General features: G+C 42.6%; 14 protein-coding genes. 5 read left to right on the top strand and 9 right to left on the bottom strand.

Going from position 1 to position 18,088, the window contains the following annotated elements; translation table 11 throughout:
* The first annotated feature begins 17 nt into the window (after nucleotides 1-17).
* Complete coding sequence (locus tag B9T34_RS08815; RefSeq protein WP_086212797.1) at nucleotides 18-587, top strand: YggT family protein; 570 nt, start codon at nucleotides 18-20, stop codon at nucleotides 585-587.
* 155 nt (nucleotides 588-742) lie between these two features.
* Here the strand turns inward: B9T34_RS08815 and polA are convergent, their stop codons facing one another.
* Nucleotides 743-3,508, bottom strand: coding sequence for a DNA polymerase I (polA, locus tag B9T34_RS08810; protein ID WP_086212796.1), 2,766 nt, complete (start codon nucleotides 3,506-3,508; stop codon nucleotides 743-745).
* 224 nt (nucleotides 3,509-3,732) lie between these two features.
* Between polA and B9T34_RS08805 the strand changes: the two genes are divergently transcribed.
* Nucleotides 3,733-6,450 carry a DUF2339 domain-containing protein gene (locus B9T34_RS08805; RefSeq protein ID WP_086212795.1) on the top strand — a complete coding sequence of 906 codons (2,718 nt, stop codon included), beginning with the start codon at nucleotides 3,733-3,735 and terminating at the stop codon, nucleotides 6,448-6,450.
* 155 nt (nucleotides 6,451-6,605) lie between these two features.
* On the opposite strand, the gene B9T34_RS08800 is transcribed toward B9T34_RS08805, so the two are convergent.
* A complete protein-coding gene (locus B9T34_RS08800) occupies nucleotides 6,606-7,529 on the bottom strand; it encodes a mechanosensitive ion channel family protein (protein ID WP_086212794.1) in 924 nt (307 codons plus the stop codon).
* Nucleotides 7,530-7,538: 9 nt separating this feature from the next.
* A complete protein-coding gene (locus B9T34_RS08795) occupies nucleotides 7,539-8,360 on the bottom strand; it encodes a hypothetical protein (RefSeq protein WP_086212793.1) in 822 nt (273 codons plus the stop codon).
* 99 nt (nucleotides 8,361-8,459) lie between these two features.
* Between B9T34_RS08795 and gspE the strand changes: the two genes are divergently transcribed.
* The 3 genes from gspE to B9T34_RS19020 all read left to right on the top strand — a co-directional run bounded on the left by gspE (nucleotide 8,460) and on the right by B9T34_RS19020 (nucleotide 12,891).
* Nucleotides 8,460-9,947 carry a type II secretion system ATPase GspE gene (gspE, locus tag B9T34_RS08790; protein WP_086212792.1) on the top strand — a complete coding sequence of 496 codons (1,488 nt, stop codon included), beginning with the start codon at nucleotides 8,460-8,462 and terminating at the stop codon, nucleotides 9,945-9,947.
* Between the two features lie 451 nt (nucleotides 9,948-10,398).
* On the top strand, nucleotides 10,399-10,731 hold the full coding sequence (locus B9T34_RS08785; RefSeq protein WP_086212791.1) for a hypothetical protein: 333 nt from the start codon (nucleotides 10,399-10,401) through the stop codon (nucleotides 10,729-10,731).
* 777 nt (nucleotides 10,732-11,508) lie between these two features.
* Nucleotides 11,509-12,891 (top strand): hypothetical protein, encoded by a 1,383-nt coding sequence (locus tag B9T34_RS19020; RefSeq protein WP_228147428.1) that lies wholly within the window; start codon nucleotides 11,509-11,511, stop codon nucleotides 12,889-12,891.
* Nucleotides 12,892-13,112: 221 nt separating this feature from the next.
* Here B9T34_RS19020 and B9T34_RS08775 read toward each other — a convergent pair whose 3' ends face one another.
* The 6 genes from B9T34_RS08775 to B9T34_RS08750 form a co-directional block, all read right to left on the bottom strand.
* A complete protein-coding gene (locus B9T34_RS08775; RefSeq protein WP_086212790.1) occupies nucleotides 13,113-13,538 on the bottom strand; it encodes an organic hydroperoxide resistance protein in 426 nt (141 codons plus the stop codon).
* Between the two features lie 201 nt (nucleotides 13,539-13,739).
* Nucleotides 13,740-14,132, bottom strand: coding sequence for a DUF4951 domain-containing protein (locus B9T34_RS08770; RefSeq protein ID WP_086212789.1), 393 nt, complete (start codon nucleotides 14,130-14,132; stop codon nucleotides 13,740-13,742).
* Between the two features lie 145 nt (nucleotides 14,133-14,277).
* Nucleotides 14,278-15,102, bottom strand: coding sequence for a carbon-nitrogen hydrolase family protein (locus B9T34_RS08765; RefSeq protein ID WP_086212788.1), 825 nt, complete (start codon nucleotides 15,100-15,102; stop codon nucleotides 14,278-14,280).
* 27 nt (nucleotides 15,103-15,129) lie between these two features.
* A complete protein-coding gene (gene gigB, locus B9T34_RS08760) occupies nucleotides 15,130-15,648 on the bottom strand; it encodes an anti-anti-sigma factor GigB (protein ID WP_086212787.1) in 519 nt (172 codons plus the stop codon).
* 112 nt (nucleotides 15,649-15,760) lie between these two features.
* Nucleotides 15,761-16,729 (bottom strand): RsbU family protein phosphatase GigA, encoded by a 969-nt coding sequence (gene gigA / locus B9T34_RS08755; protein ID WP_086212786.1) that lies wholly within the window; start codon nucleotides 16,727-16,729, stop codon nucleotides 15,761-15,763.
* Between the two features lie 99 nt (nucleotides 16,730-16,828).
* Nucleotides 16,829-17,803 (bottom strand): VacJ family lipoprotein, encoded by a 975-nt coding sequence (locus B9T34_RS08750; protein WP_086212785.1) that lies wholly within the window; start codon nucleotides 17,801-17,803, stop codon nucleotides 16,829-16,831.
* Between the last annotated feature and the right edge of the window lie 285 nt (nucleotides 17,804-18,088).

Here is an 18,088-nt window from a genome sequence, read left to right as displayed (position 1 = left end):
TTGAGGAATAATCTGCTATGGGTGCAAATTCTGCGCTGATTTTTGGCATCATTATTAACGTAGCGATTCTGCTCGTGTTTTTCCGTTTTTTAATGCAATTGGCTGCAGTCAGCCCGTACAATCCGGTGGTGCTTTCAACTGCAAAAGCCACTAAAATTGTGGATATATTCAGCCGTATTTTCCCTACTGTGGGTAAGGGCCGTGTAAATACTGCAGCTTTGGCTTTGCTGATTATTCTGTACATTTTAAAAATGTTCGGCTTAATGCATTTGTCCGGCGCCTCACTGAATAGTCCAGTGCATTTGGTGATCATGACTTTTGTGACCATGATTCAGGATCTGATCCGTTTCTGCCGCTACTTAATTTTCGCTTCGATTATTTTGAGCTGGGTAGTGATGTTCAGCCAATCACGTTCGCCTTATATTGAGGTCATTCAGGAATTGGCAGAGCCGCTATTGGCGCCGTTCCGCCGGATATTACCGAATATGGGCATGATTGACTTATCGCCAATCGTGGCGATCTTCGCTTTGCTGCTTGCAGAAATGATTATGAAAGAAGTCGCGATTGTGCTGCTGACTGGCTTATAAGTTTAAGTGAAATAAAAAAGGACTCGGTTGAGTCCTTTTTTATGGCTGAATATTTGTCACCGTGTATGTTTATTTGGGTAGAAAACCTCTCCCTTGCGCAGCAGTGCTGCTCATCTCCTAAAAGGAGAGGGAACACTCATATTCGGTGCAAGCTCTTAATGCGCTTCATCCCAGTTGTTGCCTTTACCGACTTCTACGACCAGCGGAACAGAGATTTTCAGCACGGACTGCATCACGTCAGCCAGTTTCAGGGCTAAATCATCGGCAATGGCTTCATCCACTTCAAAGACCAATTCATCGTGCACTTGCAGCAGCATTTTGGCTTGGTCTTTCGGCAGCATTTTTTCTACTTCAATCATGGCCATTTTAATAATGTCAGCTGCAGAGCCTTGCAGCGGCGCATTGATGGCCGCGCGTTCGGCGCCTTGCTTGATCATTTTATTGCTGGCGTTGATATCTGGCGTATACAGACGGCGGCCTAAAATAGTTTCTACAAAACCTTGCTCACGCGCGACTTGGCGGGTGCGTTCCATATATTCCAGTACACCAGGGTAGCGCTGGAAATATTTGCCAATATAGCTGCGTGATTCTTCACGGCTAAAACCGAGCTGACGGGTAAGGCCAAATTCAGACATGCCATAGAGCAGACCAAAGTTGACAGCTTTGGCTTGACGGCGCTGATTGCTGGTCACATCTTCCAAAGCAATGCCAAGGACTTCCGCTGCTGTGCGGCGGTGTACGTCTTGTCCGTGATTGAAGGCATCGACTAAGGCATGGTCTTGTGAAAAATGCGCCATCAAACGCAGTTCAATTTGCGAATAATCGGCTGCCAGTAAAATGCGGCCTTTAGGCGCAATAAAGGCTTTACGGATTTGACGGCCAATATCTTCACGTACAGGGATATTTTGCAAGTTCGGATCGGTTGATGATAAACGGCCAGTGGCAGTTAGCGCCTGATGGTAGCTGGTATGCACACGGTGCGTATCATTATTGGCTTGTTTCAGCAGCCCGTCGGTGTAGGTGCTTTTCAGTTTAGACAGTCCGCGGTATTCTAAAATCAGATCCGTAATTGGATGTTCGATTTTTTCTAAAACACTTTCGCTGGTGCTGTATTGTCCTGTTGATGTTTTCTTGCCGCCTTTCAGGCCAAGCTTATCAAACAGGATTTCGCCTACTTGTTTGGGTGAGCTGACATTGAAAGATTGGCCCGCCAATTCAGTGATTTGGTTTTCCAAATCCTGCATCGTGTTGGCAAATTCAACACTCAGCTGGTCGAGGAACTCTAAGTTCAGCTCAATGCCGTTTTCTTCCATCATGGTCAGCACACGCGCCACGGGCATTTCAACATTGTGCAGAATATTGGTCAGCTCAGGGTGCTTTTGCAGTTTGGCATCCAGCACTTCATACAGGCGGAAAGTGACATGCGCATCTTCTGCGGCATAATGCGAGGCTGTTTCCAGCTCAATCTGGTTAAAGGTTTTTTGCTTCGCACCTTTGCCAGCAACTTGTTCAAACGTTGTGGTCAAATGGCTGAGATATAAACGCGCCACATCATCCATGCCATGACGGGTCGCAACAGAGTTCAGCACATAGGATGCCAGCATGGTATCGAAGTACCAGCCTTGCAATTCAATACCGTGGTTTTCCAGCACATGCGCATCATATTTTAAATGGTGGCCAATCTTCTCGACGCTTTTGTCTTCTAAAATCGGTTTGATCTGCGCCAAAATGCTGTCGCGATTCAGCTGTTCAGGCGCGCCTTCATAATCATGCGCCAGCGGCACGTAATAGGCATCATGCGCATCAAAAGCCACAGAGAACCCGACAATTTGCGCAATGCGGTAATCTAGACTGGTGGTTTCAGTATCAAAGGCAAAGCGTTTTTCGGTACTCAGGCGGTTGAATAAATTGTCCCAGTCTGTTTGCGCTAAAACAGTGTGGTAATTGGCTTGCCCCAAAACGTCATCCGTGCTGGTCACCGAAGCTTGATCTTCAATAACCGCTTTTTCTTCAGCGTGAGCTTCTTTAATAATCGCTTTCGAATTTTGCTTGTAGGTTGCGCCATTTGGATTGTTTGGATGATCCAGCGACTGCAGCTGATTGCGGAATTCAAGCTCTGTATAGAGGCTGCGCAGCTGATCGATATTTGGATCGGCTAGCTTCAGGTCATCATAGGTCAGGTTCATGTCGAGATCGCAGACGATGCTGGCTAATTGATGATCCAGCGCAATGCCTTCGACATTGTCTTTAATATTTTGACCGACTTTGCCTTTAATGCTGTCGACATTTTCTAAAATGCCGCCAATGGAACCATATTCAGTCAGCAGTTTGGCTGCTGTTTTTGCACCAACACCGGGAACACCGACAATGCCGTCTGACGCATCGCCCATCAGCGTCAGGTAATCAATAATCTGATGAGGCCATACCCCAAATTTTTCAAAGACGCCGTTTACATCCATCGGCTTATCTTTAAAGCTGTCTTCCAGCGTTACTTTTTCGGTAACCAGCTGCGCCATGTCTTTATCGCCAGTGGAAATCAGCACTTGATGGCCTTTGGCTTCTGCGCGTTTGGCCAAGGTGCCAATGATGTCATCGGCTTCTGCGCCCGGCAGCATATGCAGGGGAATACCCAGTGCGCGGATCAGGGCATGCAGATAGGGAATCTGTTCAGCCAATTCTGTTGGCATTGCAGGACGGTCACCTTTATAAATGGGTGACAATTCATGACGGAAGGTTGGTTCCGGTGTATCAAAAATAACGGCCATATGCGTCGGCTGAGTGCGGCGCATCAGTTTCTGAATAGCGGAAATTGCACCGCGGACAGCATTGGTGTGCAATCCAGTTGACGTGGTTAAAGGGGGGAGTGCGTGAAAGGCGCGATATAAAAAGTATGACCCGTCGACCAAGACAAATGGCGGCATTGAAAAATTCCTAATCCAGAAAACAGTTTTATTGTACGTGATTTTTTCAATCTGCGCTGATGCATGATTGTATGCTTGAGCTTTGGTTTTTTTGCTCAGATTTAAAGATATAGACCGTTTCACTAAGGCTCAGTTTTTAGATGTTTACCGAATATCTGATAAAGCCGTCAAATATCTGTGCCGTGCTGGGGTATTATCATATGAAAAGGATATGAAGAGCAGGCATGCTGAACGGGCAAAATAAGGGAAGCAATGAAATCCGAATGATCTGGCTGATGGCGCTGATTATTGTGGCGGTCGGATGCTGGTTTTCAGACTGGAAAATTTTCAGCTATTTGTGCGGATTGGCTTTTGCCGTGAGTGTGATGCACTATGTCGACGATTTGCAAAAGCCGCTGGATCAGCTCTCGGCAGAAGCAGGTTTGCCTTTAGTGCCAAGCTCTAAAATTCCGCTGTATCTCTCATCCATCATGGTTCTGGTGGGCGGATTTAGCCATATCGGCATACTTACAGGCGTGGGGATTTCTGCCTGGATTTACTTTTTCCTGCGCTGGCTGAAACGCATTGAACGTAATGTGCTGTCTATACAGCATCAGCTGCATGCGCATCCGATGCTGGCAGATGAATCATCGTTCGCGGCGCGAACCTCCGCAGTGAAAGCTGCGCCTCAGATGAATTCGGCTACCGCTATAAGCCTGACAGATCAGCTGAAACTGTGGCTGTTTCAAGGCAATCCCGTACTCAAAGCTGCCATAGCTGTGCTTGTTATTGGCGTCATTCTTCTGCTGCGTTTTGCCACTGAACATTGGCAGCTGAGTCTGGCTGTTAAATTGGCGATAGTCGCAGCGGTGAGTGCTGGCGTGACGCTGCTGGGCTATGTGCTGCAGCGGCGCAACCGCGGTTTTGCCTTGGCGCTGGAGGGGTTAGGCCTTGCCAGCCTTTCGCTGACGCTGTTTTATGCCTATTACAATCTGGTGATTCCAAACCTGGCACTGGCAGGCCTGTGCTTTGCAGGCATTATTGCGCTGGCAATTTGGCTGAGCCTGAAACAGCAAAGCATTGAATTGGCATTGATGGCGATGATTATTGCCTATATAGCGCCTTTTACTTTGCCTGTGCGCAATGCCACTGCGGTGGAGTTTATTGCTTATTATCTGTGTATCAATGCTGCTGTAGCTGTACTCAGTACTTTGCGTCCTTGGAAAGTGCTGAATCAGATTTCCTTTTTAATGACGGTGCTGGTGGGCGGCGCTTATGCATTTTATAAAGGAAATACTCAAGACAAGGCGATGCTAAGTGTGCTGGTGTATGCGCATGCCGCCATTTTTATTTGGCTGGGATTCCGTTTTAGCCAGCTGTTGGCTAAAGAGAGCCTCAGCCGTTTTCAATTGAAACCTGTACTGGATTTGGCGCTGATTTTTGGCGCGCCAATCATCAGCTATGGCTTTTTATATCTGATGTATTTTGATGAGCCGAAACAGCAGGCGCTGTTCAGCTTAAGTTTTGCAGGCGTATATGCCGTACTGCATGCACTGTCTAAACGCAGCCAGATCATTCAGATCATTGCGCAAAGCTATTTCAGTTTAATGCTGATCTTTTTGGCATTTATTCCGCCCATTTTATTGCATGAGCAATGGAGCGTTGCGGGCTGGGCCATCGAAGGCGTGGCTATATTCATCTACGGTCTATACCGCCATTCTGCGTTGAGCCGCTATGTAGGCATGGGGCTGATGATGATGGCCGGCTTTTCCAGCCTGTATTATTTTTCCGTGCAAAATATTTTTCCGAGCAATGCGTACTGGGTGCTGTGCATCAGTTATTTGCTTGCGGTACTGGTTGCTAACAGTTATAGCGCCTTTCGGAATCAGCTGAGAAATTCTGCAATCGCTTTCCAATGCATGCAGATGCTGTCGGCTACGGTTATGCTGTTTATCCTGCTGATGGATGAAATTGACAGTCCCAGCCAAGCGTTTTGGTGCCTGCTGATTATTGCAGCGGTGTACAGTATTTTGAATGAATGGCTGCTGCGCCGCGGGGCGGAATGGTCATGGCTGCTGCCGAAATGGATTGGGCTTATCCCTGTCTATGCTATGGCGTTGTATATGCCAATTAGCTTAAGCCATGAGGGCGCAATCGTTTGGCAGCATACGCAGGACAGAATGCTGTTTGCTTTAAGCGCAATACTCTTGACGGCGCTATGGCTGCGCCCATTGCTAGGCGTGAAAGAAGAAAAAGAATGGGTCAGTTTGGGTGTGATGCTGAGTTTGGCGCTCACCAGTTTAACGCTGATCCCAAGCATGCCGTATTTGAGTGCTGTGATCTTGCCGCTGCTGTTTGCTCTATGGTGTTATCGTCAGCCCAATAATGCGTGGCAAATGTTTTGGCAGTCACGCAATACTTTGCTGTTGATGCTGCTATGGATTATTTTTTCGCAAATCTTCAGCCGTCAGGCCTTTCAGATGTATTGGCTGCCGCTGCTGAATCCGTTTGACCTCATTAGTATTGCCATGCTGGCTGGGTTTATCTGGATGCTGAATTTGCAGATGAAAGCGGGCTTGGAAAAAAGTCTTGGCGCAATTTTAATGATGCTGGGCCTGCTTTGGCTCAGCAGTTATGTGGTATTGCGCGCTCTGCATGTTTATCTGGATACGCCGTACAATGTCTGGGAGATGTGGGAAAACGCCACGGTGCAGCTGAGTTTTACGTTGCTCTGGGTTAGCTTAGCCTTTATTTGCATGCTGACCGCGGATAAACGGCATTTGCGTTCGTTATGGATTTTTGGCGCCAGTATTTTGGTTTTAGTGACTCTGAAGTTGGTACTGTTTGATTTATCGCATATTGGCACACTCACCCGCGTGATTTCCTTTTTAGGTGCAGGTTTTGCCATGCTGATCATTGCCTATATTGCGCCTATGCCTGAATCGGATGAGCATAAAACCTGATTTAAAGTCATAGTATCGGTTGCGCTGTATGTATGAGTAAGATGATGCTGTGAGACAAATGAATTGAACTGCTGAACTGCTGATTTGCTTACTGGCTAGATATGAAAAAGCCCGCAAAAATGCGGGCAGATGGACTTGGGAGCAATCGAAAAGAATTATTTAAGTGTCGGTTCGCGTTTGATTTCCTGCGCATTGGCATACTGATCCAATTCTTCGTTATGCAGCGCTGCCGCAGAAGGGCGGTCAACGAAGCCCATTTTGGGAACTGGAATTTCAATTTGATTATCGACAAAGCCATTGCGGATGCGTTCCTGCATTTCATCACGCACGCGAAGGAAGTTTTCCTGCTGGCACCAGACTGCAAACAGCAGTTCAATAGACGATTCGCGGAATGCCGTCACTGTAACTGCAGGCTTCGGATCGGCTAGCACCAGCGGATATTTGCTGGCAACATCCAGCAGTACTTCACGCACCTTAATAATGTCTTCGTGAAAGTTGATCGCCAAGGTGATGGGGATGCGCCGTATGGGAAACTTCGACAGATTATGCACAGGGGCGCGAATCAGCTGCTCGTTAGGCAGGCGTACATAGACATTGTCCTGCGTCAGCAGCTTGACGGACAGCAGGTCAATGGAAATGACTTCGCCTTCAATGGTATGACCGCGGATGAGGGTAATCTGAATGGTATCGCCAATTTCAAAAGAGCCTTCACCAATCAAGAAAATCCCGCTGATCAGGTTGGATGCAGAGGTTTGTGAAGCGAAACCCAGCGCGACTGTTAAAATACCGGCAGCGCCTAAGAAGACACTGAGTTTAAAGCCCGCCTCTTTAAGGCTGGCCATCACAAAAATAATAAAAATAAAATAGAAAATACCGCGGCGCCAGACCAAGCGCTGGTGTGCATTAAAACGTGTGCCAATGGTGCGGATAAAGGCATTGGATACAAAGCGCGCAATTAAAAAACCGATAAACGCCAAAATGACCGCAACCAGCAGTTCAGTCAGCCGGTCTGTATTCACGTTTTTGAACATTCCAGTCAGGCTGCTGGTAATTTCCGTGGAGATATTGGTATTCGCCATGACTACCCCTTAGAAGAATGAATCAAACATATTAAACAGCGCGCCCGCAGGTTCACGTGGTGGATGCACATACATGACTTCACCTGCATGCGGCGGCGTGCGGTTTTCAATGCGGATACGCGCTGGGCGGTCTGGACTTTCATGCAGGACTTTAATTTGCGATGTCCATAAGCGTCCAGTGCTTTCACTGTAAAACAGTGGCAGGGCTGGAATAGGCACATTCATGCGGTCAAAGCGTAGCTGTTCATGACTGGTGTTGTGAAATTCAATGGGGGTAATCGCGCGAAAGGCACGGACTTTCAGCTGATGCAGTTCTGTACGGCCATCGACAGCCGTGGCATAGCAGATTTCACCCATGCGCTTATTCGGGCCAAACCATGTGTCTTTGGGTAAGATTACAGGAATATCAAATAGCGGATCTTTTTGACCATCGACAAAACCGGCAATCCATAAGGGCGTGCTGATATATAAGGTGCCGCGCTGTCCCGCTGGAATATAGATTGGATCGACAGGGCGGATCACCACAGAACGGTCAGCCAGCCGCGGCATAATTTGAATGGTTTCATGCGTACTTTTAAACATGTAGCGTTCAATATGCACAGGCGGCGGAAAAGCAAACTCAGGGTCATCAATGCTGTGCCATTGCTGTTCATAATCATACTGCACGGCAGGGCGGTGATATTCCAGCCGCCATTCCTGCAGGCCGCGGGTCAGTCGGAACAGCAGTGAGCCGAATTGCCATGTTTTTGGGCGGTTCAGCTCAAAATGTTGTTCACCCCACCATTTTTGTTTTGGCGTTTCTGTTTGCAATACATCACTAGTCAAAGACAATGCAGTTTTCCCTTTATCATTAAAACCTGAAAAACAGACTTCACGGTGTCATAAGCATAGAGTACACTCAAAACACTTTTTTCATCATTATAAACTTTGATGCAAGTACTCAAACAATTACAAATACCATATAGTTTTGCCAAGCGGCATGGCGTTTTACTTCGTTATGAAGGGGATCAGGCATATATCGTCCGCAGGGAAAGCACACCTTTGCTGGCGCTGCAGGAAGCTCGGCGCTATTTGGGGAAAACTGCAAAATATCAGCTGTGTACAGATCAAGAGTTTCATCAGCTGCTCAGTTCCAGTTTTGCAGGCGATACAGGGGAATCACAGCAAGTTGCGGCAGGTCTGGAAGATCATCCAGATTTACTCAGCCTTGCAGACTCTGTACCTGAAACTGAAGATTTGATGGATCAGGAAGATGATGCGCCGATTGTGCGCCTCATCAATGCCTTGCTGTCAGAAGCCATTCGTGTTGGCGCATCTGATATTCATATTGAATCCTTTGAAAAGAAACTTTCAGTGCGCCTGCGGGTTGATGGTCAGCTGCGTGAAATTGTGCAGCCGCGCCGTGAATTGGCGCCGCTGCTGGTATCGCGTATTAAAGTTATGGCTAAGCTGGATATTGCCGAAAAACGTATTCCGCAAGATGGCCGTATTTCATTGCGTTTAGCAGGCCGTGAAGTGGATGTGCGTGTATCAACCTTGCCGTCATCTTATGGTGAGCGTGTGGTTATGCGTTTGCTGGATAAACAGGCGGGCCGTTTGAACATGATCCATTTAGGCCTGATGAATAATGACTATGAGCGTTTAAAAGTTTTAGTACACCGTCCGCACGGCATTATTTTGGTAACAGGGCCAACGGGTTCTGGTAAAACCACAACTTTATATGCTGCGCTGTCTGACCTGAATGACGGCTCTAAAAATATTCTGACGGCTGAAGATCCGATTGAATATCAATTGGAAGGCATTGGTCAGACGCAGGTGAATACCAAAGTAGATATGACCTTTGCCCGCGCTTTAAAAGCCATGCTGCGTCAAGACCCTGATGTGGTGATGGTGGGTGAGATCCGTGATTTGGAAACTGCAGAAATTGCGGTACAAGCGTCGTTAACAGGTCACTTGGTGTTATCGACCCTGCATACCAATACTGCTATTGGCGCCGTAACCCGTTTAAAAGATATGGGCATTGAGCCGTTTTTACTATCCAGCTCACTTATTGGTGTGATCGCTCAGCGTTTGGTGCGTACTTTGTGTCCTCACTGTGCGACATGGCATGATGCAGATGATTTTGAAACTAAATTATTTACAAATATTCAGCATGATACGGTGCTAAAACTGCCTAAACCTAAAGGCTGTGACCAGTGTTCACATACAGGTTTTAATGGTCGTACCGCCATTTATGAAATTGTGCCTGTAGATGAACCTATGCGCCGCTTAATTCATGGCAATGCTGCGGAATATGAAGTGGAAGCTTATGCACGTCAGCATTCGGGTTCCATTCGTGATGATGGCTTGCGTAAAGTGCTGGCTGGTAAAACCACGCTGGAAGAAGTGCTTCGCGTGACGAATGAAGCGGCGGAGTGATGAAAGGAATATTTACTTTATTTTTTCATTACTGATGGCGGAGCGTGCTGTTTAATATGCCTAATTTAAATTGTGGAACATTGATTAAGTATTAATCGTGGAACGTGATAAATCATTCAAAAAGCCCAATCGGTGATGATTGGGCTTTTTACATCGGTATAAATTAATGATTTATATGAAATAAAAAATAGAATTTCGTATAACGTGTATTATGTTAATTTTAGGGAAAATATGAAATGTCTGTAAGTTTGCTAGCTATTTAAATAAATAAAGATATCACACTTATAGCTTTACTCAGATAGTCACTTGAACACATAATTTTGTACAATTAGCATAGTATTCATACAAATATTATTGTAGATGATTATAATTAAAATCTATGTTTTTTTTAAAGCAAACATATGAATTTTATAATATAATTTTTAATAAATTTTCATACTAAGTTAATAAAATGAATAGTATTATCCAAAAATCCTTTGAGAATGGAAGATTAGTCGTTTTTTTGGGAGCTGGTGCTTCTTTTTCTAGCAAGACTCAAAATGGTGAACAAATACCTCTAGGTGTAGAGCTTTCAAAAATAATTATGAAAGAAATGGGTTATACATATAGTAATGAAAGCCTTTCTGAAATATATCAAGCAGCAAAAACCTGCATGGGGCAGCAACGTTTAATAGAGCTATTGAATAAATATTTCAAAAATACTAGACCGTCTGAGGAATATAAATATTTAGTTAGTTTACCCCTTACGAGAATATATAGTCTGAATATTGACGACTGTGTATAAAGAGCTTTTTATTTTGAACACTCAACTCAATCTAAAAGAACAATAGAAGTATATAGAAATAATGACCCATTAAAAGAAACAGATCAATTTTTCCATAGATTAGATGTTATTAAATTAAATGGTGATATTAATTATCCTAAGGATGGGTTTATTTTTTCTGAACAAGAATATGCACAGGGATCTACTAAAGAGCCGTTATGGTATTCAGAGCTTGCAAGAGATTTTAATAGGAATGTAATTATATTTATTGGTTCGAAGTTAAAAGAACCTCTTTTATGGCATCAAATAGAAAAGTATAAAGCAAGAACTAATTCAGAATCTGGGCTTAGCTATATTATAACCCCAGATACTTTAACTTTTGTTGAAGATATAAACCTCAAGAGTAAGAATTTACAACATATTAAAGCTACACTTACTGATTTAGTTGAATGGTTTAAGGAAACGTATCCTAATGGTTATACACCTAAACAAATTATTACTTCAAAAAGACCTGAATTACAGGGGTTACTAGATGATACATCGGAGGTAGCATTATTTGAAAAAGTAATACCTATTAGTATTTCTAGCCTATCATTACTTGAAGGTAGAGATGAGGATGGTATCAAAGAGTTCTATAAAGGATTTAAACCATCTTGGGCAGATATTGTTTTAGAAGTACCTGCACGACTAAAAAAAGTTGATGACTTTTATGATGTTGTAATTAACGATTATAAACATAATGCTTTATCTACACTGTATTTAATTAAGGGGTCTGCTGGATCTGGAAAAACTACGGCTTTGAAAAAAATTGCTTTGGACCTTTCAAATAATACAGATCTTCCAGTTTATTATTTAGATGAAAGTAAACATGATTTTATTGACTTAATAAGGATGCTAGATGAAAAAAATAATGGAAATCACTATTTTCTATGTTTAGATAGGTTAGGAAATTTTTATAGATATTTATTGGAAGTTTTCAAAAAAAGCAGCAAGGCAATTTTTATTTCTTGTGAAAAATCATCAGTATTAAGCAGAAAGTTACCTCAGCATTTTTATCAGTATATTTCGAGACAGGTTGATATTTCTGAAATTGAATACTCTGATGTACCGAAAATTTTAGAAAAAATAAAACAACATGGTCCTTGGTTGCGCCTATCAAAAATGACTGAGAAGCAACGTACCGAAGAAATATTCAATAAATCTAAAAAACAACTTCTCATCGGTTTGTTAGAAGCTACTTCTGGATTTGGATTTCATGAAATTATTAAAAATGATTATTCATTAATAACTGATGATTCAGAGCGCTATTTAATTATCTTATCAGGCATTGCAACTTTACAAAATACTGTAGCAAGTGAAGTAACTTTATCTAGAGCACTAGAATTTTTAAATTGTTGTAATGATATTGATAAACTCTGTAGTAAATTGGTTGGTATTGTTAATCTAAATGATAAAAATGAAATTAATACTAGACATAGTTTATATATAGAAAACTTATTTGATCGTCATATTGATTTAGATTCTATAGAAAAATCTATTATAGCTTATATTTCGGCTTTTACTGTTTACCCATTTCCTATTGTAATTCATGTTAATTCAAGTGAGGCCATGGTATATAAATATTTAGTCAATGCAAAGTATTTAACCAAGCTATTAAAAGAAAAAAATCGAGTTTTATCTATATATAAGAAATTTGAAAAGAAGTTGGAGCAAGAAGGTCTATTTCTAATGCAATATGGTTTAGCTTTGCGTATGTATAATGAACATAATAAGGCCCATCAGATGTTAGAGCAGGCTGTTATAGCGTATCCAAACTCGGCTCATATTGAACATGCACTGGCAGTACAATTATTTATTTTATGTACTAAAACAAATAAACTTACTGCTAGTCACTATTTAGATAAAGCTGTAGGAATTCTAAATAAATTGAAGACTTTACCGAATGATAAATTTTTTGGTGAGCAAGTGGATATGTATCCAATTATTACTCTTTCGGAAGGTCATGTATCTATTTTAGATTATCTTGATAGGCCAGAAGAAGCTAAAATTTTCGCCTATCAATATTTTAAAAATATTGAAAAAATTGAAAGAAAGGATGGCTCTAATAGATTAACTGAGACAAAAGAAAAACTTATGAAATATTATCTAAATGGCACAAAATTTGATTTTACATATAGATAATATTAAAAATTATCTCTTTTACCTAAAAAGCCAAATTATTTCACGATTTTTTAAAGGTATAAAATCTTGACGCCACTGATTTTATAGACAACTTTTAAAGAGTTAAGGTGCTACTTAACATAAAATCTCTTATACGAAATTGGACTTAACGTACAACCATAAAAAGCTGATATGCAAATACATATCAGCTTTTTTTCTTTTTGAACATTCAGAGATAAAAATCAAGTAATCACATTCAGCGTCACATCAATATTGCCGCGAGTTGCATTTGAGTACGGGCAGACAATATGCGCAGCATCAACCAACTTTTGCGCCTCAGCTTGCTCTAAACCTTCCAAATGAACATTTAAAGTTACCTGAATACCAAAACCCGTTGGGATAGGGCCAATACCAACATCACCTTCAACATAAGCATCTGGTGTGATTTTTAAATGATCGCGGTTGGCCACAAACTTCATTGCACCTAAAAAGCATGCAGAATAACCTGCGGCAAATAGCTGTTCAGGGTTGGTGCCGCCGCCAGCGCCGCCCATTTCTTTAGGCACTTTCAGCTGAACATCTAAAATACCGTCGGAAGAGGTTGCTCGGCCATCGCGGCCGCCCGTTGCTTTTGCATGTGCTGTATAAACGACTTTTTCTAGTGACATTGTTATTCTCTAAATCATTGCAGGTGGATATTTATCCTCGCTGAAAATGCTTTAAGAATAAGCAGTGATTTTGTAAAAAGTGCAAATGTATAAATGAAATCAGAAAAAGCAGGTGAGAAAAATTGCTTAAGCAGTAGAAATAGAAGGGCTGAGGGATGTTCATTGATAGTCTGCGCCATCAATGAACATCTTGCTGATTGCTTACCAAAGCTCTGCAATTTTTTTCATTAATTGTGCGCGGAAAGGGGCAGTAGGGTTGCCGGCATTGCGCTGAGTTTCATTTTCATAAAACTTTTGCCATGTTTGAACCATCTCTAAAGTGACCTCTTGCGTTTTCAGCTTGGCAACATCTTCTTTTGTGATGTTGTTTAAGCGTTTTTCTGCACCATCTGGGCCAGTTCCCCAGCCAATAATACCCTGACCAAATGCAGGCAAAGACATATTGTTTGGTGTAGGCGGAATCGCTAAACGGTCAATATTTGGATTAACCAAAGATTTAACTGTCGGGCGGATTTTTTCAGAAAGTTGAAGTTCTGCAAATGATACTGTAGAGATAGACAGCAGCAATGCAGACAGGAGAGCAGTTTTAAACATAATAACAAGACCAAAAATAAATCGTCTTTATTATAGGAGAGTTGCGCTAAAAAACGAATGAAGATGACGATGCTTATTGCATTACAAAAAGCAGAAATTATTTTGCATTTTAGAAGGTAAGGATTGGAAGATGTATGATGAGTTCTTAGTACTCAACTAAAACCCGATGCTGCATCAGTGGCATAGATTCGCGGATTTTTGCTTGTTCAGCTAAATCAAAAGGCACGGTAATTAAGCCTGCGCCTTCACTTTGAATCATGTCCTGTAATTGACCACGGCTATTTGCAGCACCAGTATGTCCCCAAGTTTGACGCTTTTCACCATGCCAGCCTTGTTGCGCAGAGCCTAAAACAGCGCATTGGCTGTCCATTGCGCGGGCTTGTAAAAGCAGCTGCCAATGCATTTCACCAGTGGTGTAGGTAAATGCGGCAGGAGCAGTCAATATGTTTGCACCTTGCGCACGTAATTTCAGCGTTAACTCTGGAAAACGTAAGTCATAACACACCATGAGGCCAATGTTGCCAAAAGGAGTCTTCGCTATGCTTAAATCTGTGCCAGGTTCAAAAAATTGAGATTCTTTATAGCCGCCTATAGCATCACCCACTTGTACATCAAACAAATGAATTTTATCGTAGCGCGCTTCAGTTTTTTCAGGACTGATACATAAGCTGACAGTGCGGACACGGCCATCTTGAATAATGGAACCATCAGGACGGAAAGGACAAGGCAGAGTGCCTGCAATAATCCAAATATTATGCTGATGAGCCAAGCGTTCTAAACGCTGCTGAATGGATTCAAACTGCGCTGCAGTTACACGCTGTTTGCCTGCCGCAAAGCAGACAAAATTTTCAGGAAAGACGATTAAGCTGGCCCCTTGAGCTTTACTTTCTGCAATCAGTGATTCGATGACAATGAAGTTAGCTTCAATATCATTTTGCGAATTCATTTGAGCAACGGAAAGAAAAGTCATGGGAAATCTCAGGGAGAGGAGAAACGCTTAAACGTTTTGCTGCGCTGTTTGGTCTAAGCTGTCTTGCTCTTTTTGCAATTGCTTTACCAAAGGTTCAAACATATTTTGGTTGCTTTCATTGAGTTTCATCAATGTTTTATGCGCATCTAATACCGTTTTCAGCATATTGCTATGCGTAATATTATCTTCAACTAATTTTAGCGTGCAGACATCTGGATCACCGCAGTAATCTAAAATGACAAAAACTTGCCCTAGCCCCATACTATTGGCCAGAGTTGTAATGTCTGAGTTGGTTGACAGCATAACTGCCTGAATATGATGGGTTTGTTTGAGCTTTAAGCCCAATTTAGCCAAGATACCTAAAACCGTACTGTCAATGAAAGTAGTTTGGGTCAAATCGACGATTGCGCCAACCACATTTTCTTGCTGTTCAATCTTATTCAGTAACTTGTCTAAACTAATGCAAGACTGGGCACGCACTTCGCCAATAAGCTTAAAAATATGCGTTCCATTCAAGCTTGCATATTCAACATGACCTGTTGACATATAAATGCCATTTGCAGAGAAGGATAGTAAATTATCCCATAGGGCCACTGCTTACTCAAGTAGCCAACAGTCGTAGAATATAGGATTTAATATTAAGTGTTTGATTTATTGATTAATTCATTCTTTGGAAACTTAGGATGGCAATATCGTCTGCCACATGATCAGGGGCTTGGAATGATTGATTTTGCAAATGATGTACCAGTTGGCCCAGCTGTTCGTTTAAGCCGCCATCAAAAGGTTCGAGTGCGCCGTCAGAACAAATAATGAAGCGCGCATGCCGATTCAGCACACATTCAAACTCTTCAACTTCTAGATCTTCAGTGAGACCGAGCGGAAAACTGCTGGTGGTTAAAACTTTAGGTTCTTTATTCGGTTCAAATAAAATGGCAGGAGGGTAATGTCCAGCGCTCGACCAGCGCAGCAGGTGAGTTTCTAAATTGAGAATGCCTGTCAGCATAGTGATGTGCTTTTCGATGTTTTCCTGCACCAGCATGCCGTTCAGCTTTTTAATTAATTCGCGCGGCGTTTTTGAGCGTCCGTGAAAAGCAGCCATCCATGAAGTTAACAATGAGCTTGTCACACCGTGGCCAGACACATCCGCCAGATAAAACAGGACCTCTTTATCGCTGATCTTCCAGTAATCATACCAATCACCAGAAAGATAAGCTGAGGGCTGGAAAAAAGTCTCTACTTTATAATTCAGCAAATCGATCGGATTTGGCAGCAGTTTCTTTTGCAGTTCAGCTGCGGACGGCAAGTCACGGCTGTCCTGATTGCGTTTATATTGCGCATCAATTTTAACAAGTGCCTGCTGCGGGTTAGCGGGGAGTCTATTCCACATCCATCCCGCCAGAGCGCCTAGCTCCCAAGCCTGAGCAAGCGCCGAACCTTCATCCTCAAATGCCAAGACAATTGTCGGCAAATTCCATTGATGCTGCAGGTAGTCGCCTACATCTGCAATTGCAATAATAGTAGGATCATACAAATCAAGATCTTCAATACGGATCATCTGCACACTAGGTAGTGCCGCAATAACCTGCTCTAGGTAAGGAATATCACGAGTTGGCTGAATGAAATACATAAAGAAATTGTATGATCCTAAGGCTGTGTTCTTAAACTACTATAACAAGCAAATCTTTGCTAAAGGGAAAAAACACCTCTAGCAAAAGAATAAAATGACTTATTTTGTGATGCTGTTATCGGATTGAGTGCCATCTGCTTCTGCAGGAGCATCACTTTCATCTGATGGCATCGCTTGATCATCGGAAGTGTCAGAACTGCCGTCATCAAGTTCATCATCTGTTTCAATAAACATATTTTCAGCAGTGCCGCCTTTCTTTTCTGAAATGGCAAAGCTGATGCGCTGTAAATAAAAATCACGAATTTGTGCGTATTTATCGCCTTGAAGCACTTCTTCAAGTTCCAGCAATTGTGAACGGGCATCTACACCGCGAAGCACTTGCTCAGACCAATAAGCACCTTCATGGTCTTCTAAAATATACTTCTGCGGACGGGCTTGGCTGTCTGCTACTGCGCCTACGCCTTCACGGATTGTGCTTGGGCCTAGTACAGGCAAGACCAAATATGGGCCGGAAGGAATACCGTAATAGCCCATCGTAATGCCGAAGCCTTCAGATTCAGCAGGCATATTTAAGCGGCGTGCAGGATCTGCAAAACCTAGAGTCGTCAGCGTATTTACTGTAAAACGTCCAAGAGATTTGGCTGCACGGGCAGGGCGGCCTTGAATCAATTGATTAACTGCATTCCAAGGCTCACCTAAGTTTTTACGGAAGTTGCGATACGATCCGCGCACATCAGTAGGAACCTTTGCAACATATTGCACTGCAAGCGGGCGGGCGAAATGACGGTCCAGTGTGTCATTAAAAGCAAAAATTTTCCGGTTAAAGCTTTCAAAAGGATCTTTTTGTTCATCTGATTGAGCGGCATTGGCATTAACAGCCAACTTTTTTGCGACTTCAGAAGATTTTGCTAAAGCGGCTTGAGCCAGTTGCTGTGTTTTTGATTGGGTGGCTGTATCTGTATTTTCTGCTTTAGATGCTGTTTCTTCTGTATCCGCAGTTTGTTCGTTTGCAAACGCGGGAACGGTAACTGCCAATGACAATAAGCCTGCATATATAAAATAAGTGTGACGCATATAAAGTCCTGATGCTTTCGCTCAGCAAATGTGTTTGCCTAATAATAAAGAAAAATGTTGGAAATAGTCGCGAATTACAACTATTAAAACAAATTTGATCAAAATATGAATAAAAAAATGAAAAATGACTAAAAAATATCCACTCAAGTAAATAAACTTAAAAAAGGTATTGCGCCTGATGTGAAATGCTGTAGAATGCACATCCATCGGCGGTGATGAAGATTAAAACTTCTGATAAAACAGCAACTTAGCACGAAGTGTTAAGATTGGGTTTTAGAAAGAAAG

The organism is Acinetobacter sp. ANC 3813 (genome assembly GCF_002135435.1).
Taxonomy (GTDB): Bacteria; Pseudomonadota; Gammaproteobacteria; order Pseudomonadales; family Moraxellaceae; genus Acinetobacter.
Note: the sequence above shows the minus strand (reverse complement) of the source record. Positions and strands in the feature narration are given on the sequence as shown.